Source organism: Sphingomicrobium aestuariivivum (assembly GCF_024721585.1).
Lineage (GTDB): Bacteria > Pseudomonadota > Alphaproteobacteria > Sphingomonadales > Sphingomonadaceae > Sphingomicrobium > Sphingomicrobium aestuariivivum.
Genome location: NZ_CP102629.1, coordinates 1064280 through 1086665, shown reverse-complemented (window position 1 = coordinate 1086665; position 22386 = coordinate 1064280). Strand labels below are relative to the sequence as shown.

23 protein-coding genes, 2 tRNA genes and 1 pseudogene are annotated in these 22386 nt (G+C 66.6%); 6 read left to right on the top strand and 20 right to left on the bottom strand.

The features are described from left to right. The first annotated feature begins 45 nt into the window (after nucleotides 1–45). Complete coding sequence (locus NUW81_RS05725; RefSeq protein ID WP_245111362.1) at nucleotides 46–741, top strand: pirin family protein; 696 nt, start codon at nucleotides 46–48, stop codon at nucleotides 739–741. A 43-nt stretch (nucleotides 742–784) separates the two neighbouring features. Beyond that, on the top strand, nucleotides 785–1939 hold the full coding sequence (locus NUW81_RS05720) for a hypothetical protein (RefSeq protein ID WP_245111359.1): 1155 nt from the start codon (nucleotides 785–787) through the stop codon (nucleotides 1937–1939). Between the two features lie 56 nt (nucleotides 1940–1995). Here the strand turns inward: NUW81_RS05720 and NUW81_RS05715 are convergent, their stop codons facing one another. Both NUW81_RS05715 and rlmB read right to left on the bottom strand, forming a co-directional pair. After that, nucleotides 1996–2613 carry a DNA-3-methyladenine glycosylase family protein gene (locus tag NUW81_RS05715; protein WP_245111357.1) on the bottom strand — a complete coding sequence of 206 codons (618 nt, stop codon included), beginning with the start codon at nucleotides 2611–2613 and terminating at the stop codon, nucleotides 1996–1998. Then, entirely contained in the window at nucleotides 2613–3374 is a 762-nt protein-coding gene (rlmB, locus tag NUW81_RS05710) for a 23S rRNA (guanosine(2251)-2'-O)-methyltransferase RlmB (protein WP_245111355.1), read from the bottom strand. The genes NUW81_RS05715 and rlmB overlap by 1 nt, the downstream gene beginning before the upstream one ends. A gap of 105 nt (nucleotides 3375–3479) precedes the next feature. Here rlmB and NUW81_RS05705 point away from each other — a divergent pair, with 105 nt between their 5' ends. Continuing rightward, nucleotides 3480–3992: an ester cyclase gene (locus NUW81_RS05705; protein WP_245111352.1), complete on the top strand. Its 513-nt coding sequence runs from the start codon at nucleotides 3480–3482 to the stop codon at nucleotides 3990–3992. 69 nt (nucleotides 3993–4061) lie between these two features. Further along, the gene (locus tag NUW81_RS05700; protein ID WP_245111349.1) at nucleotides 4062–4892 is read left to right on the top strand and encodes a TolB family protein; all 831 of its coding nucleotides are present in this window, start codon (nucleotides 4062–4064) and stop codon (nucleotides 4890–4892) included. Here the strand turns inward: NUW81_RS05700 and NUW81_RS05695 are convergent. The 14 genes and pseudogenes from NUW81_RS05695 to NUW81_RS05635 form a co-directional block, all read right to left on the bottom strand. Then, nucleotides 4889–5209, bottom strand: coding sequence for a DMT family transporter (locus NUW81_RS05695; RefSeq protein WP_245111347.1), 321 nt, complete (start codon nucleotides 5207–5209; stop codon nucleotides 4889–4891). The two genes, NUW81_RS05700 and NUW81_RS05695, sit on opposite strands and share 4 nt — an antisense overlap. A 30-nt stretch (nucleotides 5210–5239) precedes the next feature. Beyond that, complete coding sequence (gene phoB, locus NUW81_RS05690; RefSeq protein ID WP_245111343.1) at nucleotides 5240–5932, bottom strand: phosphate regulon transcriptional regulator PhoB; 693 nt, start codon at nucleotides 5930–5932, stop codon at nucleotides 5240–5242. A gap of 28 nt (nucleotides 5933–5960) precedes the next feature. After that, nucleotides 5961–6644 (bottom strand): phosphate signaling complex protein PhoU, encoded by a 684-nt coding sequence (phoU, locus tag NUW81_RS05685; RefSeq protein WP_245111341.1) that lies wholly within the window; start codon nucleotides 6642–6644, stop codon nucleotides 5961–5963. A gap of 22 nt (nucleotides 6645–6666) precedes the next feature. Then, complete coding sequence (pstB, locus tag NUW81_RS05680) at nucleotides 6667–7476, bottom strand: phosphate ABC transporter ATP-binding protein PstB (RefSeq protein ID WP_280638872.1); 810 nt, start codon at nucleotides 7474–7476, stop codon at nucleotides 6667–6669. A 10-nt stretch (nucleotides 7477–7486) separates the two neighbouring features. Then, a complete protein-coding gene (gene pstA / locus NUW81_RS05675; protein ID WP_245111339.1) occupies nucleotides 7487–8755 on the bottom strand; it encodes a phosphate ABC transporter permease PstA in 1269 nt (422 codons plus the stop codon). Then, nucleotides 8748–10127, bottom strand: coding sequence for a phosphate ABC transporter permease subunit PstC (gene pstC, locus NUW81_RS05670; protein WP_245111336.1), 1380 nt, complete (start codon nucleotides 10125–10127; stop codon nucleotides 8748–8750). Before pstC ends, pstA begins: the two co-directional genes overlap by 8 nt. Nucleotides 10128–10163: 36 nt before the next feature. After that, a complete protein-coding gene (locus tag NUW81_RS05665) occupies nucleotides 10164–11189 on the bottom strand; it encodes a substrate-binding domain-containing protein (protein ID WP_245111333.1) in 1026 nt (341 codons plus the stop codon). A 144-nt stretch (nucleotides 11190–11333) separates the two neighbouring features. After that, on the bottom strand, nucleotides 11334–11846 hold the full coding sequence (locus NUW81_RS12055; protein WP_376741964.1) for a sensor histidine kinase: 513 nt from the start codon (nucleotides 11844–11846) through the stop codon (nucleotides 11334–11336). Beyond that, nucleotides 11835–12023 (bottom strand): annotated as a pseudogene (locus NUW81_RS12050) (histidine kinase dimerization/phospho-acceptor domain-containing protein); the annotation flags it as partial. The pseudogene NUW81_RS12050 and the gene NUW81_RS12055, both read right to left, overlap by 12 nt. A gap of 348 nt (nucleotides 12024–12371) precedes the next feature. After that, complete coding sequence (locus tag NUW81_RS05655; RefSeq protein ID WP_245111328.1) at nucleotides 12372–12818, bottom strand: hypothetical protein; 447 nt, start codon at nucleotides 12816–12818, stop codon at nucleotides 12372–12374. A gap of 52 nt (nucleotides 12819–12870) precedes the next feature. Then, complete coding sequence (locus NUW81_RS05650; protein ID WP_245111326.1) at nucleotides 12871–13227, bottom strand: hypothetical protein; 357 nt, start codon at nucleotides 13225–13227, stop codon at nucleotides 12871–12873. A 43-nt stretch (nucleotides 13228–13270) separates the two neighbouring features. Continuing rightward, on the bottom strand, nucleotides 13271–13843 hold the full coding sequence (locus NUW81_RS05645) for a helix-turn-helix domain-containing protein (RefSeq protein WP_260508538.1): 573 nt from the start codon (nucleotides 13841–13843) through the stop codon (nucleotides 13271–13273). 370 nt (nucleotides 13844–14213) lie between these two features. Further along, nucleotides 14214–14299 (bottom strand) — tRNA-Tyr (locus NUW81_RS05640). A 71-nt stretch (nucleotides 14300–14370) separates the two neighbouring features. Beyond that, a tRNA-Gly gene (locus NUW81_RS05635) sits at nucleotides 14371–14444 on the bottom strand. A gap of 100 nt (nucleotides 14445–14544) precedes the next feature. On the opposite strand from NUW81_RS05635, the gene ku reads away from it, so the two are divergent. Beyond that, nucleotides 14545–15408, top strand: coding sequence for a non-homologous end joining protein Ku (ku, locus tag NUW81_RS05630; protein ID WP_245111321.1), 864 nt, complete (start codon nucleotides 14545–14547; stop codon nucleotides 15406–15408). Next, nucleotides 15405–17189, top strand: coding sequence for a DNA ligase D (ligD, locus tag NUW81_RS05625; protein WP_245111318.1), 1785 nt, complete (start codon nucleotides 15405–15407; stop codon nucleotides 17187–17189). The genes ku and ligD overlap by 4 nt, the downstream gene beginning before the upstream one ends. Here ligD and NUW81_RS05620 read toward each other — a convergent pair. From NUW81_RS05620 to NUW81_RS05605, 4 genes are all read right to left on the bottom strand, one after another. Further along, nucleotides 17186–17530: a hypothetical protein gene (locus NUW81_RS05620; RefSeq protein WP_245111315.1), complete on the bottom strand. Its 345-nt coding sequence runs from the start codon at nucleotides 17528–17530 to the stop codon at nucleotides 17186–17188. The two genes, ligD and NUW81_RS05620, sit on opposite strands and share 4 nt — an antisense overlap. Next, a complete protein-coding gene (gene pip / locus NUW81_RS05615) occupies nucleotides 17527–18480 on the bottom strand; it encodes a prolyl aminopeptidase (RefSeq protein WP_245111313.1) in 954 nt (317 codons plus the stop codon). The genes NUW81_RS05620 and pip overlap by 4 nt, the downstream gene beginning before the upstream one ends. A gap of 71 nt (nucleotides 18481–18551) precedes the next feature. Continuing rightward, nucleotides 18552–20795 carry a TonB-dependent receptor gene (locus NUW81_RS05610; protein ID WP_245111311.1) on the bottom strand — a complete coding sequence of 748 codons (2244 nt, stop codon included), beginning with the start codon at nucleotides 20793–20795 and terminating at the stop codon, nucleotides 18552–18554. Between the two features lie 198 nt (nucleotides 20796–20993). Then, a complete protein-coding gene (locus NUW81_RS05605) occupies nucleotides 20994–22364 on the bottom strand; it encodes a glutamate--cysteine ligase (RefSeq protein ID WP_245111308.1) in 1371 nt (456 codons plus the stop codon). Nucleotides 22365–22386 lie beyond the last annotated feature (22 nt).

Below are 22386 nucleotides of genomic sequence, written 5' to 3'. Positions count from 1 at the left end.
CGGTGCCGCTTGAAACGGGGGGGCACCCCCGACCATTTTGTCTCCATGATCGATATCCGACCCTTCGACACATTGGGCCATGCGAACCATGGCTGGCTCAATGCCCGCCACCATTTCAGCTTTGCCAATTATCACGATCCCAGCCGCATGGGCTGGGGGCCGATCCGTGTCTGGAACGACGACGAGATCGCCGCCAAGTCCGGTTTCCCGCCGCATCCGCACCGCGACATGGAGATCATCACCTATGTCCGCACCGGCGCGATCACGCATCAGGATTCGATGGGTAACAAGGGCCGCACCGGCGCGGGCGACGTGCAGGTGATGAGCGCGGGGCGCGGGGTGATGCACGCCGAGTACAACCTCGAGGACGAGCAGACGACGCTGTTCCAGATCTGGATCGAGACGGCCAAGCCCAATGCCGATCCTGCGTGGGGGCAGATGCCTTTCCCGAAGGAAGAGCGGGACGGCGCCTTCCAACTGCTCGCCTCGGGCGATCCCGACGATGGTGCCTTGAGCTTCAACGCCGATGCCAAGGTGCTGGGCGCCACATTGCCCGCGGGCAAGACGCTCGAATATGAGGCCGGCAAGGGGCGCTACCTTTATCTCGTCCCCTCGGGCGCGGTGACGGTCAACGGCCATTCAGCCAGGGGCCGCGATGGTGTCGCGGCCCATGACGAAGAGAAACTGGTCATCCAAGCTGGCGAACAGGACGTCGAACTCGTGCTGGTCGACGCCGCCTAAGTGCTTGCAAAGGGGGGGCGATGATGTTTTGTCGCCCCCCGAGATGACGAAACCCACCCACGCCGCCCGCGCGATGCTCGCCGCGAGCCTGTTCCTCCTTGCCGCTCCCGCCGCCGCCCAGCAGGCCGCGCCGGCGAACACGGTCCCGCCGGCAACGCCGGTGGAAGAGCCGAGCACGACCGTGGGGCCCGAATCGCTGCGCGACTTCTCGCTCGGCGGCGAGGAAGCGCCGGCGCAGGAAACCCCTCCCGCCGAGCCGGTCGAGACGCCTGCCGCGCCCGTGGCGACCCCGCCCGCGCCGCGTCCGCAGCCGCAACAGGTCCAGCCGCAGCAACAGCAGCCGCAGCCGCAGCCCGTGCCGATCCCGATCGAACCGACGTCGCCGGCGGTGGAGGAGGCACCTGCCGAGGCGGCGCCCCCGTCCGTCGACCTGTCAGTGGAAACGGAAGACGTCGCCATCGCGCCGCGCGGGATGGCGCCGGAAGACTATGCGGAAGGGAGCAGCCTGCCCGGCTGGCTCCTCGCGCTCGTGCCCGTGCTGGTGACCATCGGGGCCTTCGTGCTGATCGCCCGTCGTCGCAAGTCGCGCCCCGCGCCTGCCGCCGCTGCGCCGGCCCCGGCCCCGGCGATGCCGCGCGAACCCGCGCCCGCGCCCGAGCCCGCACCTGCGCCCGCCACCATCAGCAGCGGCATTACCACCACGCTCAAGCCCGACCTCCACGTCGCGGTCACGCCCGTGCGCTGCGCGCTCGATGAAGAGGAATTGTGGATCGACTATCGCGTCGACATCGCCAACCGCGGCAGCGCGGCGGCGCATAATGTCCGCTTCGACGTGGCGATGCTCAACGCGGGCCCCGACCAGAAGCAGCATCTCGAGGAATTCCTCGCTTTTCCGCCGCCGCCCGCCAACGCGCCCCTGCCGGTGCTGCATCCCGGGCAGACCCAGTCGCTCGGCGGCCGCGCCGCGCTGCCCTTGTCGCAGGCCAAGGCCTATATGGTCGAGGAGCGCCCGCTGCTCGCCCCCATCCTCGCCCTCGCGCTGCGGCGCACGGCGGGGCAGAATGGTGCGCCGGTGAAGCCCGAGAAAGCGCATGCCTATATGGTCGGCCGCACGGGCGCGAGCGAGGGCAGGCTCGCCCCGATCCGCGCCGACGTGCGGCCCAAGCTCATCCGTGATGTCGCGCTGAAGCCCCTGTAGGGGGCAGCTTACATGGGCGGGGTGCCTACTACCTGTCCCCCGGACAGGCAGTCCGATTACATCGGCGGCGCCATATAGCTGTGCCATGCAAGGATGGCGGCGGCGCCGCGATGGGGCGACCAGGGCTCGGCCCATTGGCGCACCAGTTTCTCGGGCGGGCGCTCCTGCCGGCCGAGGATGCGGGCCAGTTCGACCTGTACCGCAAGGTCGCCGGCCGGAAAGACGTCGGAACGGCCTTCGGAGAAGAGCAAATAGATTTCCGCCGACCAGCGGCCGATACCCTTGATTTTGGTAAGCTCGGCGATGGCCTCTTCGTCATCCTCGGGCAGGCTCTGGAAACAGACCTCGCCGTCGCGGACCAGTGCAGCGAGGCTGCGCGCATAGCCCGCTTTCTGCCGCGACAGGCCGGCGGCGCGCATCTCGTCATCGTCGGCTGCGCACATCGCCTCGAGGTCGGGATCCTCGCCGAAGCGGGTGGTGAGCTTCTTCCACATGCTGTCGGCGGCGGCGACGCTGACCTGCTGGCCGACGATGGTGCGCAGCATGGTGACATGGGTGCAGGGGCGCACGCGCGGTTCGGGTCGCCCGTGGCGCGCCATGACCTCGCCGAACGCGGGCTCGATGGCGGCGAGCGCATCGAGATGGTGATCGAGGCTCGCCTGCGTCTGGACCATCAGCCCCTGTCGGCTCCCGTGTCGGCGGTGGCGGCGGCGTAGAGGCTGATCGCGGCGGCGTTGGAGACGTTCAGGCTTTCCATCTGCTCGCTGATCGGCAGCTTGGCGAGCGCGTCGCAATGGTCGCGCACATTGGCGCGCATGCCGGGGCCCTCGGCGCCCAGCACCAGCGCCACGCGCTTCGGCCCGAGTGCCTCGGCGAGCGTGCTCTCGGCCTCGCCCGCCAGCCCGATGCGCCAGTAGCCGGCCTCGGCCAGTTCATCGAGCGCGCGCGACAGGTTGACGACGCGGACCCACGGAATGGTCTCGAGTGCGCCCGAGGCCGCCTTGGCCAGCGCCCCGCCCTCAGGCGGCGCGTGGCGGTCCTGCGTGACGATGGCATCGACGTCGAAGGCGGCGGCCGAACGCAGGATCGCGCCGACATTGTGCGGGTCGGTGACCTGGTCGAGGATGAGGATGGTCGACTTCTCGCCCGCCTCGGCGATGACGTCGCCGAGCCAGACGTCCTCGAGCGGTTCGCACTCGATCACCACGCCCTGGTGCGGCGCATCATGGGGGACGAGGCGGGCAAGGTCGGTGACCTCGGCGCGCACCACCTGCACCTCGGGCGGGAACTGCATGAAGTTCGCCATCTCCTGTGTGGTCCAGGCCTTGATGACCTTGCGATCGGGATTGTCGAGCGCGGCTGCGACCGCGTGCTTGCCCCAGAAGCGCGGACGGTTGGGATTGTCGCCGCGTTTGCCTTTTCGTTTGCGTGCCATGGTGGCCCAATGCGCCGGAAGGCGGAGCGTTGCAAGCGGGGGGCTGTCTTTCGCTCGCCGGATGCCCTAGAAACTAACATGTGTTAAACCGACCAGGGGGTTTCCATGCTGCTTTCGCTGTCCGTGCTGCTTATCGCCGCCGCGCCCGCCGACATGGCTGCCGCCGCCGCCGATCATCATGCCGAGGCCGCCGCCGAGACGCGGATCGAGCGCAACAAGCGGCTCGCGCGTGAATTCTACGAGAAGCTGTGGTTCTCCAATCAGACCGATGCCTATGCCGATTATGTCGCCGACAGCTATGTCGTGCATGACCTGGGCGCCCGCAAAGGTGTGACCGAGCAGGCGATGCAGCAGAAGCAGATCGCCGATTTCTTCCACGGCATGGGCAGCATGACAGGCGAGATCGACTATCAGATCGCCGAGGGCGACAAGGTTGCCACGCGATGGTGGATCAACCTGTCGGACATCAGCGAACAGGGGCGCGCCATGGGGATGGAGCCGTTCGAGAAGGTCGCGATCATCAACGTCTTCCGCTTCAATGAGGAGGGCAAGATCGTCGAGATCTGGAACCACCGCCACGATCCCGAACTGCCCCAGCCGCAGGGTCGGGGCGACTGATCGAGCCACGGCTTCTCCTGCGGGCAGGCGGCTGGTAGCGTCACTGCAGTTCGTCCCGGGGGAATTGCCATGATCACGCTCGCATTGCTGCTGTCCGCCGCCTCGCGCGAGGCACCGGTGCCGCCCGCGTCGCCAGCGGTGCTGGGACCGGGGACGGTGTCGCAGGATGGGCGCTATGAATTCTGCTCCACCCTCTCGCGCGATCGGCGCATCCTCTATGTCGGCATCGAGCATGGCGACTGGCAGTCGACGCTTGAATATCGCTGGTCGGGCGAGGCCTGGGCGGGGCCGGTGCAGCGCTTCGGCACGCCCGACTATACCGTGCAGGACCCCTATCTGTCGCACGACGAGCAGCGGCTCTATTTCATCACGCGCGCCGAGGGCAGCGCCGATATCGGCTACTATCCCGCCGATGGCGACGGCGGCTGGGGCGAACCGGTGCTGCTGGGCGAGCCGATCAACAGCGAAGCGCAGGACTATTTTGTCTCCAAGACGCGCGGCGGCGACTATTACTTTTCCTCCGACCGCGAGCCCGACGGCTATTACGACCTCTATGTCGGCCGCGAGGGCGGGGAGGCGAAGCGGCTAGAGACGGTCAATTCCGACGCCTATGAGGGCGATCCCTTCGTCGATCCCGACGGCCGCTACCTCATCTTCGCTTCCGATCGCGAAGGCGGCAAGGGGCGCGGCGATCTCTATTTCAGCCTGTCGGACGGTGCGGGGGGCTGGCAGGCGCCCATCGCATTCGACGAGCGGGTGAACACGGCGGGGCACGAGCTTTGCCCGATGGTCAGCCTCGATGGCAGCGCCTTCATGTTCACCAGCAACAAGGACATCCACTGGGTCTCGACGTCGATCATCGAGGAAATGGTCGAGCGGGCGGGGCAGGAGCCGCGCTAGGCGGGGGTCGCGAGCTTCATCAGGACCAGCCCGCCGACGATCATCACCGCGGCGGTGACGCGCATCGCGCCCAGCGGCTCACCGAACCAGGCGACACCGACGATGAAGGCGCCGACCGCGCCGATGCCGGTCCAGATCGTGTAGGCAGTGCCGAGCGGCAAAACCTTCATCGACCAGGCAAGCAAACCGAAACTTGCGAGCATGGCGGCGATGGTGACGATGCTCGGGCCGAGCTTGGTGAAGCCGTCCGACTGCTTCATCGCGGTCGCCCAGACGATCTCGAAGAGACCGGCGAGGAAAAGCACGACCCACGCCATCAGGCCGGTCCCGACACGGCGGACACGTGCCTAGCTGGCAGCGTCAAGCGCATAGCCCGCGGCGCGGACGGTGCGGATGAGGTCGGGGCCGCCATGTTCGTTGAGGGCGATGCGGAGGCGACGGATGTGGACGTCGACGGTGCGCAGCTCGATGTCCTCGCTATGCGGCCAGACGGTCTCGAGAAGCTGCTGGCGCGAGAAGACGCGGCCCGGGTTCTCCATGAAATGCTTGAGGAGGCGATATTCGGTCGGGCCGACCTGCACCGGCTTGTCGTCGCGCTTCACGCGGTGCGCGGCAAGGTCCATCTCGAGACCGGCATATTCGAGTTGCTCGGCGGCGAGCGCGGGGCGGACGCGGCGCAGCACGGCACCGGCGCGGGCGACCAGCTCCTTGGGCGAGAAGGGCTTGGTGATATAGTCGTCGGCGCCCGTCTCGAGGCCGCGGATGCGATCATCTTCCTCGCCGCGGGCGGTGAGCATGATGATCGGCAGGTTGGCGGTCTGGTTGCGGCGGCGCAGGCGGCGGCACACCTCGATGCCGCTGATGCCCTCGATCATCCAGTCGAGGATGACGAGGTCGGGGGTGATCTCCTCGGCGAGGATGAGCGCTTCCTCGCCGTCGCCGGTGCGGGTCACCACATAGCCGGCGCGTTCGAAATGATAGGTGACGAGGTCGGCCAGTGCCCGATCGTCCTCCACCAGAAGCAATTTCTTATCCGACATTCGAACGATCTCCCCTTGTCGTTCAGGTTCAGACGGTATCGTCTCGGTCGAGCTTGTCGCTCATCATCCCGCCGGTAGCCGCATAATAGACCATCTCGGCGATGTTGGTGGCGTGGTCCCCGATCCGTTCGAGATGCTTGGCGACGAACAGGAGCTGGGTGGCGTGGCCGATGTTGTGGCTGTCTTCCATCATGTGCGTGAGCAGGGTGCGGAAGATGGAATTGTAGAAATCGTCGACCGCCTGGTCGCGGCGCGCCACGCGCAGCGCGGTCTCGGCGTCGCGTTCGACGAAGGCATTGAGGACGTCGTGCACCATCTCGGTGGCGATGCGCGCCATCTCGGGCATGAGCGAGAGGGGCTCCATCGAGGGGGCCCCCTCGAGCTGCTCGACGCGGCGGGCGATATTCTTGGCATAATCGCCGATGCGTTCGACCACGGTGGCGATCTTCAGCGCGGCGACGACATCGCGCAGGTCGCCCGCCATGGGCGCGCGCAGGGCGATGGTCTGGATCGCGCGCTGCTCGGTCTGGCGGTCGAGTTCGTCGATGCGCGCATCGTCGGCGACGACCTGCCGCGCGCCGGCGACGTCACGCTGCGTGAGGCATCGCATGCTCTCGCGGATCTGGTGCTCCGCGAGGCCGCCCATTTCGCTGATCAGCGCGCGCAGCTGGTCGAGGTCTTCGTCGAAGGCCTTGATCGTGTGCGCCGACACAAAGGGTTCGTTGTCGCCCGGCTCAACCATAACGGCCCGTGATATAGTCCTGCGTGCGCTGCTGCGTCGGGTTGGTGAAGATCTGGCCGGTGTCGCCATATTCGACGAGGTTGCCGAGGTGGAAGAAGGCGGTGCGCTGCGAGACGCGCGCGGCCTGCTGCATGTTGTGCGTCACGATGGCGATCGCATAGCGGCCGCGCAGTTCGTGGATCAGCTCCTCGATCTTGGCGGTGGCGATGGGGTCGAGCGCCGAGCAGGGCTCGTCCATCAGGATCACCTCGGGATCGACCGCGATGGCGCGGGCGATGCACAGGCGCTGCTGCTGGCCGCCCGACAAAGCGGTGCCGCTTTCATCGAGGCGGTCCTTGACCTCGTCCCACAGGCCGGCACGACGCAGCGAGCTTTCCACGATCCCGTCCATCTCCGACTTGTTGGTCGTCAGGCCGTGGATGCGCGGGCCGTAGGCGATATTCTCGTAGATCGACTTGGGGAAGGGGTTGGGCTTCTGGAACACCATGCCGACGCGGGCGCGCAGCTGGACGACGTCCATCGAGGGGGCGTGGATGTCCTCGCCGTCCAATTCGATGAGGCCGGTCACGCGGGCCGCGGGGATGGTGTCGTTCATACGGTTCAAGGTGCGCAGGAAGGTCGACTTGCCGCAGCCCGACGGGCCGATGAAGGCGGTGACCTTGTCCTCGAAGATCTCGATCGAGACGTCCTTGATCGCCTGCTTCTCGCCGTAGAAGACGCTGACATCCTCGGCGCGCATCTTGGGGATGGCGGGGGTCGTCGCGTTGGTCGTGGCGGCGGTCTGGGTGGTGGTGTCGTTCATATCTTTATCCCTACCAGCGGCGCTCGAAGCGGTTGCGCAGGTAAATGGCGAGGGCGTTCATCGCGAGCATGAAGAGCAGGAGCACGATGATGGCGGCGGAGGTCTTCTCGACGAAGCCGCGATCGACTTCATCGGACCAGAGGAAGATCTGCATCGGCAGCACGGTCGCCTTGTCGGTGATGCCCGACGGCGGCGAGGCGATGAAGGCGCGCATGCCGATGAGCAGCAGCGGGGCGGTCTCGCCCAGCGCGCGGGCCATGCCGATGATGGTGCCGGTGAGGATGCCGGGCAGCGCGAGCGGCAGGACGTGGTGGAACACGACCTGCATCTTGGAAGCGCCGACGCCCAGCGCGGCATCGCGGATCGAGGGCGGCACCGCCTTGATGGCGTTGCGGCCGGCGATGACGATGACCGGCATGGTCATGAGCGCCAGCGTGAGGCCGCCCACCAGCGGGGCCGAGCGCGGCAGGTGCATGACGTTGAGGAACACCGCCAGGCCCAGGAGGCCGAAGATGATCGAGGGCACGGCGGCGAGGTTGTTGATCGACACCTCGACCATGTCGGTCCAGCGATTGCGCGGCGCGAATTCCTCGAGATAGACCGCCGACAGCACCCCGATGGGGAAGGCCAGCGCCATCGTCACGAGGATCGTCAGCAGCGAGCCCTTGAGCGCGCCATAGACGCCGACCGCACTGGGGTCGGTCGAATCCGAGGCGGTGAGGAAGGTCCAGTTGAAGGCTCGGCTGAGCTCGCCCTTTTCCTCGGCAATCGCGGCAAGCGCTTCGCCTTCGGCCGTGCCCTCGCCCTTGTGGGCAAGGTCGACCTCGGAGGCGACGGGGAGCGACAGCGTCGGGCTGGTGCCGGCGAGCTCGGGCTCGTCGACCAGCGTCTCGGCGAGCTCGATGACCGCGCCGTCGGAGAAGAGGCGGCTGGCCTCCTCGCCATATTGCTCGGTCGCGGCATCGCGCACGAGGCCGGCGATGGCGCCGTCGGCGAGGAGCTGGCCCACGCGCTGCTGGCGGTTGCCCGTTTCCTCGCGCGGGGCCTCGGTGAACGACAGGTCGACCGTCAGCGGCGCTTCGGTGCGGGTAAAGCCCGAGGCACCGTTCAGCCCCATGTTGATCAGGAGGAAGGCGAGGAAGGCGACCGAGATGGCGACCGCGCCAAGCCCGAAGAGCTTGAAGCGGCGCTCGGCGGCATAGCGGGCGGCGACGCGCTTTTGCATCGCCTCGCTCGACCAGCGCTTTGCCGGCTGGGTCTGTTCTTGCGGACTATTCATATGCTTCACGATATTTGCGGACCACGCGGAGCGCATAGAGGTTGAGCACCAGCGTGATGAGGAAGAGGACGAGGCCGAGCGCGAAGGCGGCGAGCGTCTTGGCGCTGTCGAACTCCTGGTCGCCGGTGAGCAGCTGGACGATCTGGACCGTCACGGTGGTCACCGAGCTGAAGGGGTTGGCAGTGAGGTTGGCGGCAAGGCCGGCGGCCATGACGACGATCATCGTCTCGCCGATGGCGCGGCTGACCGCGAGGAGGATGCCCCCGACGATGCCCGGCAGGGCGGCGGGGAAGATGACCTTCTTGATCGTCTCCGAGCGCGTGGCGCCAAGCGCGAGCGATCCGTCGTTCATCGCCTGCGGGACGGCAGCGATCGAGTCGTCGGCCATCGAGGAGACGAAGGGGATGATCATGATGCCCATGACAAGACCCGCGGCGAGCGCGCTTTCGGAGCTGGCAGGGATGCCGACCGACACGGCGAAGTCGCGGATCGCGGGGGCCACCGTCAGCGCGGCGAAATAGCCGTAGACCACGGTCGGCACGCCGGCGAGGATCTCGAGGATCGGCTTGAGCCAGGCGCGCACGCGGGCATGGGCATATTGGGTGAGGAAGATCGCGCTCATCAGGCCGAGCGGGATGGCGACGATCATGGCGATGATGGCGCCGATGAAGATGGTGCCCCAGAAGAGCGGGACCGAGCCGAAGGCGCCCGAGGAGCCGGCCTGGTCGGCGCGGATCGCGGTCTGCGGCGACCATTGCGTCCCGAACAGGAATTCGAGCGGATTGACCTTCTCGAAGAAGAGGAAGGTCTCGAAGACGAGGCTGAGGACGATGCCGAGCGTGGTGAAGATGGCGATCATCGAGGCGCCGACGAGCACCCACATCATCCAGCGTTCGACGCCGGTGCGGGCGCGGAAGCTGACGCCGATGCGGCGCATCGAGAAGAAGGCACCGAGGATGAAGGCGGTGAAGGCGAGGCCGGCGCCCATCCAGCCGTAACGGCTCGAGGCTTCGGCATAGATCGGGGCGAGCGCTTCGGACTGCGGATAGAAGCCCGTGGTCTGGTAGCCGCCCGCGATGTTGCGCGCCTCGCCGAGGATGGCGTCGCGCTGGAGGTCGAAATCGGGCAGCGCCTGTCCGGCGGGCGAGGCGAGGACGGCCTGTTCGACGAGGCCGCCCTGCACCACGCTCCAGATGGCGAGAAGGAGGAGCGCGGGGACCGCGCTCCACAGGAAGACGTAGATGCCGTGATAGCCCGGCAGGCTGTGCAGCCGCTCGCCGCCACGGCGCAGGGCCGTGACGCGCGAACGGGCGGTGAAGGCGGCAACCGCCGCCAACACCAGGATCATCAACGCTGCGAGGGACAAGCTCATCTTCGTCTAACCGTCTTCTCTTCTGTTTTGTGCCGCTTAGAGCGAGCTGCCGTCGAGGACGGTCAGTTCGTCGGCGGCGGTGTCGGAGGCGACACGCTGGTCGTCGCCGAGGGCGACGAGGCCACGGCTCGAGAGCAGGCCACCCGGCTGCCACGCGGCCTTATAGGCCTTGAGGAAGTCGCCGAGCGCGGGCTTGGCGGCAACGTGCTGGCCCTTGGCGTAGACGTAGAGCAGGCGCGCGGCCGGATATTCGAGGCTCGAGATCGTCTCGGGGGTCGGCATCACGCCATTGAGCGCCACGGCCTGGACCTTGTCGGCATTGGCTTCGAGGAAGCTGTAGCCAAGGATGCCGAGGGCACCCGGTTCGCCCGAGACCTTCTGGACGAGCAAGTTGTCGTTCTCGCCGGCTTCGACGAAGGCGCCGTCTTCGCGCATCTTGGTGCAGGCGACGTCACGCGCGTCCTCGTCGAGATCCGAACCTTCCCAGGCGGTCTCGTTGTCGCAGCCGGCTTCCATGACGAGCTCGACGAAGCTGTCGCGGGTGCCGCTGGTCGGCGGCGGGCCGAAGACGAGGATCTTGGCGTCGGGCAGCGAGGGATCGATGTCCGACCACTTTTCAGCGGCCTGTTCGCCGCCATAGGGGTTGGCGGCCAGCGCGCGATAGACCTGCTCGCTCGACAGCGTCAGTTCTTCATCGCCCGCGGCGTGGATGAGGGTCAGGCCGTCGATGCCGATCGCCATTTCGACCACGTCGGTGACGCCCGCGGCCTGGCAGTTCTCATACTCGCTGGTCTTCATGCGACGCGAGGCGTTGACCATGTCGGGATGCTCCGAACCGAGGCCGGCGCAGAACAGCTTCATGCCGCCGCCGGTGCCGGTCGATTCGACGAAGACGCTGGTGCCCGGATTGGCGCGCTGGAACGATTCGGCCACCGCGGTGGTGAAGGGATAGACGGTCGAGGAACCGACGATCTTGATATCGGTCGCCGACGAGCTGTCGCCGTTCGAGCCGCAAGCGGTGAGCAGGGCGGCAAGCGAGGCGCCCAGGAGCATTTTCTTCATGTATGATTCTCCCCATGACGGGCCCCCGTGGCCCGGCGTATGAGACGGGCGAATAGGGGGTTCTGTGGCAGCCTGTGTGACCGCCGCGTGACAATATGATGACTCGGTTGGCTGCTTTTTGAAGACAGTCGGGCGGCGTGCGCCCTAGCGCGCGACCGGAAGGTCGACAGTGATGGTCGTGCCCTTGCCCACCGCCGAGGCGATGTTGAGCGTGCCGCGATGGCGCTCGGCGATATGCTTGACGATGGCGAGCCCGAGCCCCGTGCCGCCCGAATTGCGGCTGCGCGCGGCATCGACGCGATAGAAGCGCTCGGTCAGGCGGGGCAGGTGCTCTGGCGCGATGCCCGGCCCCTTGTCGGCAACGCTGAGTCGCAGCCGGTCGCGGCCCGAGCGGCGCACCGCGACGGTCACCGCCTCGCAGCCCTCGGTGCAGCCGTAGCGGATCGCATTGCCGATGAGATTGTCGGCCAGCTGGAGGAGCTGCGCTTCGTCGCCGCGCACCGGCGGCAGCCCGTCCTCGACTTCAACGCGGATCTCGCAGTCGCGGCGCTCGGCGAGGGCGTGGTTTTCCTCGACCGCTTTCTCGATCAGCTCGCCGAGGTCGATTTCCTTGCGCGGCACGAGGAAGCGGTCGGCCTCGATCCGCGACAGCGCCATGAGGTCGGTGACGATGCGCAGCATGCGCTTGGCTTCGGATTCGATGGTGCAGGCGAAGTGGCGGCGCGTCTCCTCGTCCATCTCGCCTTCCTCGGCGAGCGTCTCGGCATAGCCGAGGATGCCCGCGAGCGGGGTGCGCAATTCGTGGCTGGCATTGGCGACGAAATCGACGCGCATTTTCTCGGCCGCGCGATGGGCGGTGCGGTCGGTCATGCGGACCATGACGACATCCTCGTCGATCGGCGTGACGTCGACGAGCCAGGGCTGGTCGGCGCGGCCGAGGCCCTCGACCTCGAGGCTGGTGCGGCGCGCCGCGGTAATGGCGGCGAGCACGCGCGGGTGCCGGATGGCGAGGCGGATGTCCGAGTTGGCGAGACGGAAGCCGAACTGGTCGCGCGCGGCGCGGTTGATCGCCATCAGCCGCTGCCCCTCGACGAGGATCACGGGGTCGGCGAGCGCATCGATGAGGGCGGCAACCAGCGGATTGAACATGGCAAGGCTCTTAACGCGCCCGTGCATGGTCCGCTAGCCGGCGGGCGGCTGCATTCGCCACCCATCGCTCTCGCGCAGCCGCATGGTGTGGCGCACGGTGGCGATGAGCAGGATGAGCAGGATGGGATAGACCCAGAAGCGCGCCGCCGCGGCATAGGCCTGCGGCAGGAGCGTGAGGTTCACCGCCTTGGCGGCGTGGGAGAAACTGGTGGTGAGCTGGAGCCCCGCGATCCAGAGCGGCCAGAAGCGGTCGGAGCGCAGCGCGATGGCGACGAAGGCCGCGAGCACCGCGAGGTCGACAATGAGCACCCCGAGCTCGACCCCGCCATAGCGCTGGTCGACCGGACCCATCACCACGACACTGACGATCGAGGCGGTCGCCGAGACGGCGGCCACGATCTTGTGCTCGCGTCCGCCGGCCACGAAGGCGTAGCCGCAGATGGCGATCAGGATCAGCGCGGAGAGGATGGGTGGCAGCATGGTCTTGCAACCGGGTCGCACGGCAATGCGACCCGGTCAAATCCTCCTCGGGTCACGCGACGACGCGCAGGTCGGCGGAGCCGGCGGGTGCGCTTTCCTCGGGGCATTCGCCAAGGTCGCCGAAACCGGTGGCGCGAAGTCCGGGCACGAAGGCCTGGGTGTCTTTCAGCACCATATGCGCCTTGGCCATGCCGCCGCGGGCGGTGACAAGCGCGCCGATCGATGCGGCGACCTCTTCGAAGGCCTCGTGGCCGGTGGCGGTGGCGATGCCGGCAACGCTGCGGGCATGGATCATGCGACCCTGCAGCTCGGCGATGGCAGCGATGGCGCTCTCGATCTGGTCTTCGACCGCGCGAACCTGGGTGGCGACGTCATAGGCGGCGGACTGGATGGCGGCTTTGCGCATCATCTGATCTCCTCAAGGCGCGACCCGGTCGCAACGCCGTGAAAGATCAGCCGGACAACAGGCGGGCGAGACTTTCGAGCCCGGCCATGAACATCCCCGCCGCAAAGGTCGCGCCAATGGCAATGAGCACGATCCACATGAGGCGCATGCCGATCCCCATGTCGTTGCGGGGACGGTGCCGCGTGGCGAACGGCAATGGCAGGGAGTAGCGGAAACTGGCAGCGTCCTGCTCGGTATTGGACGATACTGGCCCGCTACCCCCTGCACGATCGACGTGCCGAATCTGTTTGTCGATCGCCGGACCGGAATGGGCGGGTTCGACCTCGGCGGGAATGTGCGGGCTTTGACGTATCAAGCGTTGATACGGGTTCTCGCCGGGCGCGGCCTCGTGATCGGCCAGCATTCGCGCCGCCTGCTGGCGCCGTGCGACGCCCAGCGTGTGCAGCGCGATGCGGATGCGTTGGTCGACCGTATGCGGCGAAATATCCAGCTTTGCCGCGATTTCCTTGGAGCTGTGATGCGCGGCGACGAGGCGCAGGCATTCGCGCTGACCATCGGTCAGCCGGTCGAGCCGCGCGTCCACGCCCTCGTCCTCGCTCCTCAGTTGCTCGCTCATCATTTTCCTGGCCGAACGGTTCTTCAAATGTCCGATAAGCCACCAAGCGTAACGGAATTTGACGGAACATACCACCAATCCAATTTAACTATAATGCGAATCGGCGATTCGAAAGTACCAGTGGAGGCCGATTGTTTCGATTACGAAACAACGACGCGACCTTGCCGGGCGATGCCCGGGCGGGGCCTAGCTCGCGCCCTTCGCCACATTTTGACGACAGCGTGGCAGGGGACTCGTGGCTCTTCATGAGGTCGGGGCGATCCCCACCATCTGTCGCTCGATTTCGGGCGCGATCCGGACGATTGGCGCGGGGCGCGAGCGTGCCGGGGCGCGTTGGCGCGATGGCCGGTCCGACGATGCGATTTGAGGGGGGTGGTGGACAGGGCTGGATTCGAACCAGCGTACGCTTGCGCGGGCAGATTTACAGTCTGCTGCCTTTAACCACTCGGCCACCTGTCCACACAGATGAGTAAGGCAGTGGCGGCGCATTTGGCGCGTGGCGCGCCGCCTGTCAACCGCCAATGGCGCGATGGAGCGGGTAACGGGAATCGAACCCGTATATCTAGCTTGGAAGGCTAGTGTTCTACCGTTGAACTATACCCGCAAACCAGCGCGAGCGAGGCTCTTAGCCAAGGCGGGCGGGCGGGGTCAATCGGGAACGGGCGCGCGGTCCGGCGCTTTGAGCTTCTCGAAAGGAATTGCCCATGCCTGCACGCGCGAGCTGGAAAGGCCAGATCCGTCTCGCCCTCGTGGCGATCCCCGTGGAAATCTATCCGGCGACCAAGTCGGGCAGCACGGTGAGCTTCCACCAGGTCCACGAGCCCTCGGGCCAGCGCGTGCGCTATGAAAAAGTGGTGCCAGGCATCGGGCCGGTCGATCGCGACGAGATCGTCAAGGGCTATGAGGTGGACAAGGGCGAATATGTGCTCTTGGAGCCAGAGGAGGTGGAAGCGGTCAAGCTCGAGAGCAAGCGGACGCTGGAGCTCATCCAGTTCGTGGAGCAGGGCGAGATCGACGCCATCTATTTCGAGAAACCCTATTTCGTGGTGCCGCAGGACGAGCTGGCCGAGGACGCCTTCATCGTGCTGCGCGATGCGCTGCGGCAGGCGGGCAAGGTCGGCATCGGCCAGCTCGCCATGCGCGGGCGCGAATATGTGGTGAGCGTGAAGCCGTGCGGGCGCGGGCTCATCCTCGAGACGCTGCGCTACGAGGAGGAATTGCGGAAGGCCGAGAGCTATTTTCGCGAAATCGGTGACGACAAGCCCGACAAGGAATTGTTGGAGCTGGCCACCAGCCTGATCGACAAGAAGACCGCGCCTTTCGACGCGGGCAAGTTCGAGGACCGCTATGTCGAGGCGCTCCGCGACCTCATCGACAAGAAGGTGAAGGCCAAGGGCAAGCGGGTGATCGGCGATGCCACGCTCGAGGAGGAACGACCGTCGGGCAGCAATGTCGTCGACCTGATGGCGGCGCTGAAGGCGAGCCTCGACGAGGGCAAGGGCAAGAAGAAGGCGGCGCCGAAAAAGACGACGCAGAAGAAGGCGGCGCCGAAGAAGAAGGCCTCTTGAGCTACCGCCCGCCGCAAAAGGCGACGCTCAGCGACCATGTGCCCACGAGCGGGGACTGGATCTTCGAATATAAATATGACGGCTATCGGATCCTGCTCGACACCGGCGAGGGGGTGGCGTGGACCAAGAATGGCAAGGACTGGTCCGACCGGTTCGCGGGGCTGGTCGCGGCGGCGGGCAAGCAGTTTCCCGAGAATTGCCTCGTCGACGGCGAGGCGGTCGTGCTGGGCAGGAACGGCCAGCCCGATTTCGGCGCCTTGCAGCGGGCGCTGAAGCATGGCGGCAAGGACATCGTCTTTTTCGCCTTCGACCTGATCGAGGAGGCGGGGGAGGACCTCGCTGCCCTCACCAACCTTGAGCGCAAGGCGCGGCTGGAAGCGTTGATGAAAGGGGCCGAGAGCCCGCTTTTCTACGCCGAGCATGTTGCGGGCGGGGGCGAGGCGATGCTCGAGGCGGTGTGCCGCGAAGGCGGGGAGGGGATCATCGCCAAGCGCGCCGATGCGCCCTATCGCCACCGCCGCACGCGCGACTGGCTCAAGGTGAAATGCATCAACCGGCAGGAGTTCGTCATCGTCGGCTGGGCCAATAGCGACAAGAAGGCGCGGCCCTTTCGCTCGCTCCTGCTCGCGGTGAACGAGGGCGGGGGACTGCGCTATGCGGGCAAGGTCGGCACGGGCTTCGACCATGAGACGATGGTGGGCTTGAAAAAGAAACTCGAGCGGCTCGCGCGCAAGACGCCGCCGCTCGAGGTGCCGAAGGGCGAGGCGCAGGAGGCGCATTGGGTCACGCCCAGGCTGGTCGCCGAGATCGCCTTTGCCGAATTCACGAGCGCGGGGACGCTGCGACATCCAAGCTTTCTCGGGCTGCGTTCGGACAAGCCCGCCAAGGAGGTGAAGCGCGAGGTGGCGCTGCCGACCGCGGAGACGACGGGCGTGAAGGTCACGAGCGCGGACCGGATGATCTTTCCGCAAGCAGGCGTCACCAAAGGCCAGCTCGCCGATTATTATGCCGCCATCGCGCCGCTGCTGCTCGACCATGCGGCAAGGCGCCCGCTGACGCTGGTGCGCTGTCCGCAGGGGCGGGCGAAGAGCTGCTTCTTCCAGAAACACGGTCCCGATGCTCTCGGCGATGCGGTGCATGGGGTGCCGATCCGCGAGAAGGACGGCGACATCGAGGACTATCTGTGGGTCGAGGACGCCAAGGGCCTCGTCCAATGCGCGCAGATGGGGACGATCGAATTCCACGGCTGGGGCAGCCGCAACCACGCGCTGGAGGCGCCAGACCGGCTGGTGTTCGATTTCGACCCCGACGAGGGGCTCGATTTCGAGGCGGTGAAGGCAGCGGCCGTCACGGTCCGCGACATCCTGAAGGAGATGGGGCTGGAGAGCTGGCCGATGCTGACCGGCGGCAAGGGCGTGCATGTCGTCGCCCCGCTCGATGCCAGCGCCGAGTGGCCAGCAGTCAAAAGCTTCGCCGAACGCTTCGCGCGGGCGCTGGCGCAGGACCGACCCGACCAGTTCACGGCCAACATTCGCAAGGCCAAGCGCGGCGGGAAGATCTTCATCGACTGGCTCAGGAACCAGCGCGGCGCGACGGCGGTGATGCCCTATTCGGCACGGGCGCGGGAAGGCGCGCCGGTGGCGGTGCCGGTGACGTGGGACGAGCTTGCGTCAGCGACGAGCGGCGGCGACTGGCATGTCACCGACCTCGGGAAGCTGCTGGTCCATGCCGAGCGGCTGGGCGGCTGGGGCGAGGCGCGCCAGTCGCTGCCCGACCTCTAGGAAAAGGCGAGCGCCGCGCCGATGATGCCGAGCGCGACCATCAGCACCACGCCGATGACGAGCAGCACCTTGCCCGCCGGCGGGGGCTTGGCCTCCTGTCGCTCGATACCCTTTGGCGTCAGATAATAATGCCCGCCGGCGGTGCGGCCGATGAAGCCCGCCTTGTGCAGCGCCTTGACCGTATGCGCCTCGCCCTTCTTCTCGGTGCGGAGCGCGATCGCATCGGCGGGGCGCAGGGCACCCGCGCCTTTCAGCGTGTCGAGCACCTTTTTCTGCTGCGCCGCGGCCGCGATGGCGGCGGTGGTGGCGGCCGACGTGGCCACGGTGGCACCGACGTTCATCGGTCGGCGAACCGGTCGGTGGCGCGGATGAGGCCGTCGAGGATGCCGGGCTCGGCATAATTGTGGCTGCCGTCGGGGATGATCTGGAGGTCGACCTCGGGCCAGGCCTTCTTCAGCTCCCACGCCGAGCGCGGCGGGGTGCAGCTGTCGTGGCGGCCCTGCACGATCACGCCGGGGATGTGCCGGATCTTGTGGACGTCGCGCAGGATCTGGCCTTCCTCGAGGAAGCAGTGGTGGCGCATATAGTGGTTCTCGATCCGCGCCATCGCGATCGCCTGATCGGCGTCCTGCATGTGCGCCATCACGTCCTCGTTGGGAAGCAGGGTAACGGTCACCGCTTCCCAGCGCGACCAGGCGCGCGCGGCCTCGAGCTTCTTCGCTTCGTCATCGCCCGTCAGGATATGGTGGAAGGCGGTGATGGGATCGTCGCGGCCCTCGGGCGGCAGGACCGAGAGGAAGCGGTCGAACTCGTCGGGATAGATCTCGCTGGCGCCATATTTGAACAGCCAGCCATATTCATAGTCCTCGCCGAAGAAGATGCCGCGCAGGATGATCTCGGTGGCGCGGTCGGGATGCGCCTCGGCATAGGCAAGGCTCAAGGTCGAGCCCCAGCTGCCGCCAAACACCTGCCATTTGTCATGGCCGCAGTGTGTCCGGAGCTTCTCGATGTCGGCGATGAGGTCCTGCGTGGTGTTGTTCTCGAGGCTGGCGAAGGGGGTGGAGCGCCCGCAGCCGCGCTGTTCGAACAGGAGGACGTCATATTTCTCGGGGTTCCACTGGCCGCGGTGCGAGGGGCCGATGCCGCCACCCGGGCCACCATGGAGGAAGACGGCGGGCTTGGCGCCGGGCGTGCCGACGCGCTCGTAATAGATGGAATGACCGTCGCCGACGTCCATGTGGCCGCTCTCGTAAGGCTCCACGATCGGATAGAGGGTGCGGCGTTCGGTCATGCGGGTCTCCAATACAAAAAGGGCGGGCTCCGAAGAGCCCGCCCCGATTGCCTAGCGGAGTTTTGCGCCGCTTAGAAGTTCACGCCGAGTTCCGCGCCGATGATGCGCGGTTCGTTGACGAAACCGGTGAGGTTGTTGAAGTCGATCGCGCCCACCGCCGACTGGTCGTCGAGGATGTTGCGGGCGAAGACCGCGACGTCGAAGTCGGCGGTCTTGTAGCCGATGCGAAGGCCGCCTTCGAGCAGGTTGTCGTCCGAGAATTCAACGGCTTCGTAGAGGAAGAAGTTGATCTTCGAGCGATAGTACCAGTCGGTGAAGACGTAGAGGTCGCCGTCGGCCGTGATCGGGAATTCGTAGCCCGCGGTCCAGTTGGCGGTCCACTCGGGTGCCTGCGGCAGCTGGTTGCCGTCGATGTAGACGATGGCCGGCTGGAAGGGCGCCGCGGGGGCGAAGATGTCGTCGGTCACGGTGCAGGCCGCACCGCAGGTTTCGACGACCAGATCGGGATCGTCGATCTTGGCCGAGTTGTACGAGACACCCGCGGTGAGCGTCAGGCCACGAGCGGGACGCGCCATCAGTTCGGCCTCGAAGCCCGCACCGTCGACCTGGTCCGCATTGAGGAGCAGGTTGGCGTTGGTGCCGCCACCGACCGCCGACAGCTGGAGGTCGTCGGTCTTGAACAGGTAGCCGGTGAGGTTGAACATGACCGCATCGAAGCTGGTCTTGACGCCGGCTTCGTAGCTCATGGTCGTCTCGCTGCTCGCCATCGACAGGTCGCGGTCGAACAGGATGCGGCCCTGGAGCGAGGGAGCGCGATAGCCCTTGGCGACGCGGGCGAAGACGTTGACGTCGTCATTGACCTCGTAGACGCCGCTGACGTCCCAGGTCAGGACTTCGTCATCGGCCGACAGCGTTTCGGCGGGGACCGGGCCACCACCGATGAAGCCGGGGCGCAGGTCGAATTCGCGCTCGGCCATGAGGGTCTTATCGTCGAAATTGTAGCGCGCGCCGCCCTGGACGGTGAAACCGTTGTCGAAGGCGTAGTTCACGCTGCCGAAGATGCCGAGCGCGTCGGCGTCCTGGCGCTGGTTGACGATCGCCGCCGGAGCGGTTTCCTGCGGGCCGCCGAAGTCGATGCTCTCGATGTCCAGCTTCTCGTTGAAGTAGAAGACACCCGCCTGGTAGCCGAGACCGCCGTCATTGTTCGAGGCGATGCGGATTTCCTGCGTGAACTGGTCGAGCGAGGGGATGTTGTCCTGGCTCTGCGCCGAGAAGGGGATGAAGCCCGGGCCCATGTCGGCGGTGAAGGCATTGCCGAAGCCGCCGTCGATGTCGCCGCGGCTCTCGAGGTTGCCGCCCCAGTAGCTCGAGATCGAGTAAAGGGTGACCGGCCCGAAGTCATAGTCGAAGTGGGCGGCGACGTTGAAATTGTTCAGCGCCTGGTAGTTGATGCCGTCGGCACGCACTTCCGAGCGGACGAACTCGCCGCCGTCGACGCCGACCAGCTCGTTCGAACCGGTGTTGAACAGATTGGCGCGGAAGACGCGGGCCGAACCGTCCTGGCGGCGGGCCTGCGCGGTCAGGCGCAGCGAGGCGACGTCGCTCGGCTCGATGAGGAGCTGCACGCGCGCGGCATAATCGTCATAGCCTTCGAGGTCATTGCGACGCGGCGTATCGACATTGTCGATCCAGTCGTCACGGTGCTGGTAGAGACCCGAGACGCGGATCGAGACGTCGTCCGAGAGGGTCGCGCCGACGCCGGCTTCGGCGGTCAGCGTGTTGTAGCTGGCCCAGCTGGCCTTGGCGAAATTCTCGGCGGTGAAGCCGGGCTTCACCGTGTCGAACTTGACGATGCCGGCCGGCGTGTTGCGGCCGAACAGCGTGCCCTGCGGCCCGCGAAGGACTTCGACGCGATCGACGTCGAACACCGGGAAGCCCTTGAGGATCGGGTTCTCGAGGACGACTTCGTCATAGACGAGGCTGACCGGCTGCGAGGCATTGAGGTCGAAGTCGGTGTTGCCGAGGCCGCGGATGTAGAAACGCGGGAAGGTGCGCCCGAAGGAGCTTTCGATGTTGAGGCTGGGCACGCGGCCGGCGAGGCCGCGGATGTCGGCACCGCCCGCGTTGATCGCGGCCAGCGTGTCGTCGCCCACGGTCGCGACCGAGATCGGCACGTCCTGCAGGTTTTCCTCGCGGCGCTGTGCGGTGATGACGATGACGCCGATGCCTTCCTCGGCATCCTCGATCATCGTGTCATCATCACCGGTCACCTGTGCGTGCACGGGCGTGGCGGCGAACGCCGTGGCGGTGGCCATGGCGGTAAGCGAAATCATTTTCGAAAAGCGGCGCATCGAATTCTTCCCCATCTCAGAGGTTTGAAGGGTCCGGCCCCCGCGCCGGTCCCGATGCTTCGGGCGCTCTAGACGAGACTAGTCGAGAGTCAACAAGCAGCTGACATCACGGTGAAATATTCATGTCGCGTTGCCGACATGCATCGCTTTTTCGATGCGATATCAGAAGCTTTGGTCGCCGTAGACGGGCTCGACCGAGCCGTTCCACTCGCCATGGTAGCAGGCCAGCAGGCGGTCGGCGGGGCTCTGCCCCCGGGCGATGATTTCTCGCAGGGGATCGAGGAATCCGGTCTCGTCGTCGCCCGCCGCATTGGTGCGGGCGCGGGCGCGCAGGCCCTCGTTCGCCAGCTCGACGACCCGCTCGGCCAACTGCTGCATCGTGCCGAAACCGGGGACGGGGGTGCGCAGTCCCATCTTGGGAACGTCGGCGCGCAAGCGTTCGCGCTCCTCGAGGCTCCAGTCCTTGCACAGGTCCCACGCCGCATCGAGCGTGGGGCCGTCATAAAGGAGGCCGACCCACAGGGCGGGCAGCGCGCAGATGCGGTTCCACGGGCCGCCGTCGGCACCGCGCATCTCGAGGAAGCTCTTGAGGCGCACCTCCGGGAAGATGGTCGACAGGTGGTCGGTCCAGTCGGCGCGGGTGGGCTTTTCGCCCTCGAGGCCTTCGAGGCGCCCGTCGAGGAAGTCGCGGAAGCTCTTGCCCGCCACGTCGTGATAATGGCCGTCGCGGAAAACGAAATACATCGGCACGCCCAGCGCATAGTCGCACCAGCGCTCGTAGCCGAAGCCCTCCTCGAAGACGAAGGGCAGCATGCCGGTGCGGTCGGCGTCGGTGTCGGTCCAGATGTGCGACCGGAAGCTGAGGAAGCCGTTGGGACGCCCTTCCGTGAAGGGCGAATTGGCGAACAGCGCGGTGGCCACGGGCTGGAGCGCGAGGCCGACGCGGAATTTCTTCACCATGTCGGCTTCGGACGAATAGTCGAGATTGACCTGGATGGTGCAGGTGCGCTGCATCATGTCGAGCCCGAGGTCGCCCTTGGTCGGCATGTAGCGGCGCATGATGCCGTAGCGCGCCTTGGGCATCCACGAGAGATCATCGCGTGCCTTGTCGGGCCACATGCCAAGGCCGAGGAAGCCGAGGCCCAATTTCTCGCCAACGGCCTTGACCTGCTTGAGGTGGCGGCCCGCCTCGGCGCAGGTCTGGTGGAGATGCTCCAATGCGGCGCCCGACAGTTCGAGCTGGCCCGAGGGTTCGAGGCTGACGGTGCCGTCATCGCCGGTCAGCGCGATGAGCTTGCCGCCCTCGATCACGGGCTGCCAGCCATATTCGGTCAGGGCGGTGAGGAGATCGCGGATGCCGCCTTCCTCTTCCCAGCTCGGCGCGCGGTGATCCCCGACATGATAGACGAATTTCTCGTGCTCGGTGCCGATGCGCCAGTCGCTCGCGGGCTTCTCGCCGCCGGAAAACAGGGAGAGCAGGTCTTCGCGGCTCTCGATGGTCGGGCTGGCGGACAGGTCGGTGCGCGTCGTCATGGCGCCCGCCCTAGCGCAGCCG

What these genes read in the sequence shown, in the direction of transcription:
- rlmB (WP_245111355.1), bottom strand. Translation starts at nt 3,374, where the DNA reads ATGGCACGCAAACGAAAAGGCAAACGCGGCGACAATCCCAACCGTCCG.
- NUW81_RS05700 (WP_245111349.1), top strand. Translation starts at nt 4,062, where the DNA reads ATGATCACGCTCGCATTGCTGCTGTCCGCCGCCTCGCGCGAGGCACCG.
- NUW81_RS05605 (WP_245111308.1), bottom strand. Translation starts at nt 22,364, where the DNA reads ATGACGACGCGCACCGACCTGTCCGCCAGCCCGACCATCGAGAGCCGC.
- NUW81_RS12055 (WP_376741964.1), bottom strand. Translation starts at nt 11,846, where the DNA reads ATGGCGCTGTCGCGGATCGAGGCCGACCGCTTCCTCGTGCCGCGCAAG.
- NUW81_RS05620 (WP_245111315.1), bottom strand. Translation starts at nt 17,530, where the DNA reads ATGAACGTCGGTGCCACCGTGGCCACGTCGGCCGCCACCACCGCCGCC.
- NUW81_RS05705 (WP_245111352.1), top strand. Translation starts at nt 3,480, where the DNA reads ATGCTGCTTTCGCTGTCCGTGCTGCTTATCGCCGCCGCGCCCGCCGAC.
- ku (WP_245111321.1), top strand. Translation starts at nt 14,545, where the DNA reads ATGCCTGCACGCGCGAGCTGGAAAGGCCAGATCCGTCTCGCCCTCGTG.
- NUW81_RS05645 (WP_260508538.1), bottom strand. Translation starts at nt 13,843, where the DNA reads ATGATGAGCGAGCAACTGAGGAGCGAGGACGAGGGCGTGGACGCGCGG.
- pip (WP_245111313.1), bottom strand. Translation starts at nt 18,480, where the DNA reads ATGACCGAACGCCGCACCCTCTATCCGATCGTGGAGCCTTACGAGAGC.
- pstA (WP_245111339.1), bottom strand. Translation starts at nt 8,755, where the DNA reads ATGAATAGTCCGCAAGAACAGACCCAGCCGGCAAAGCGCTGGTCGAGC.
- NUW81_RS05650 (WP_245111326.1), bottom strand. Translation starts at nt 13,227, where the DNA reads ATGATGCGCAAAGCCGCCATCCAGTCCGCCGCCTATGACGTCGCCACC.
- phoB (WP_245111343.1), bottom strand. Translation starts at nt 5,932, where the DNA reads ATGTCGGATAAGAAATTGCTTCTGGTGGAGGACGATCGGGCACTGGCC.
- NUW81_RS05610 (WP_245111311.1), bottom strand. Translation starts at nt 20,795, where the DNA reads ATGGCCACCGCCACGGCGTTCGCCGCCACGCCCGTGCACGCACAGGTG.
- NUW81_RS05715 (WP_245111357.1), bottom strand. Translation starts at nt 2,613, where the DNA reads ATGGTCCAGACGCAGGCGAGCCTCGATCACCATCTCGATGCGCTCGCC.
- NUW81_RS05655 (WP_245111328.1), bottom strand. Translation starts at nt 12,818, where the DNA reads ATGCTGCCACCCATCCTCTCCGCGCTGATCCTGATCGCCATCTGCGGC.
- pstB (WP_280638872.1), bottom strand. Translation starts at nt 7,476, where the DNA reads ATGAACGACACCACCACCCAGACCGCCGCCACGACCAACGCGACGACC.
- NUW81_RS05665 (WP_245111333.1), bottom strand. Translation starts at nt 11,189, where the DNA reads ATGAAGAAAATGCTCCTGGGCGCCTCGCTTGCCGCCCTGCTCACCGCT.
- pstC (WP_245111336.1), bottom strand. Translation starts at nt 10,127, where the DNA reads ATGAGCTTGTCCCTCGCAGCGTTGATGATCCTGGTGTTGGCGGCGGTT.
- NUW81_RS05695 (WP_245111347.1), bottom strand. Translation starts at nt 5,209, where the DNA reads ATGGCGTGGGTCGTGCTTTTCCTCGCCGGTCTCTTCGAGATCGTCTGG.
- NUW81_RS05725 (WP_245111362.1), top strand. Translation starts at nt 46, where the DNA reads ATGATCGATATCCGACCCTTCGACACATTGGGCCATGCGAACCATGGC.
- NUW81_RS05720 (WP_245111359.1), top strand. Translation starts at nt 785, where the DNA reads ATGACGAAACCCACCCACGCCGCCCGCGCGATGCTCGCCGCGAGCCTG.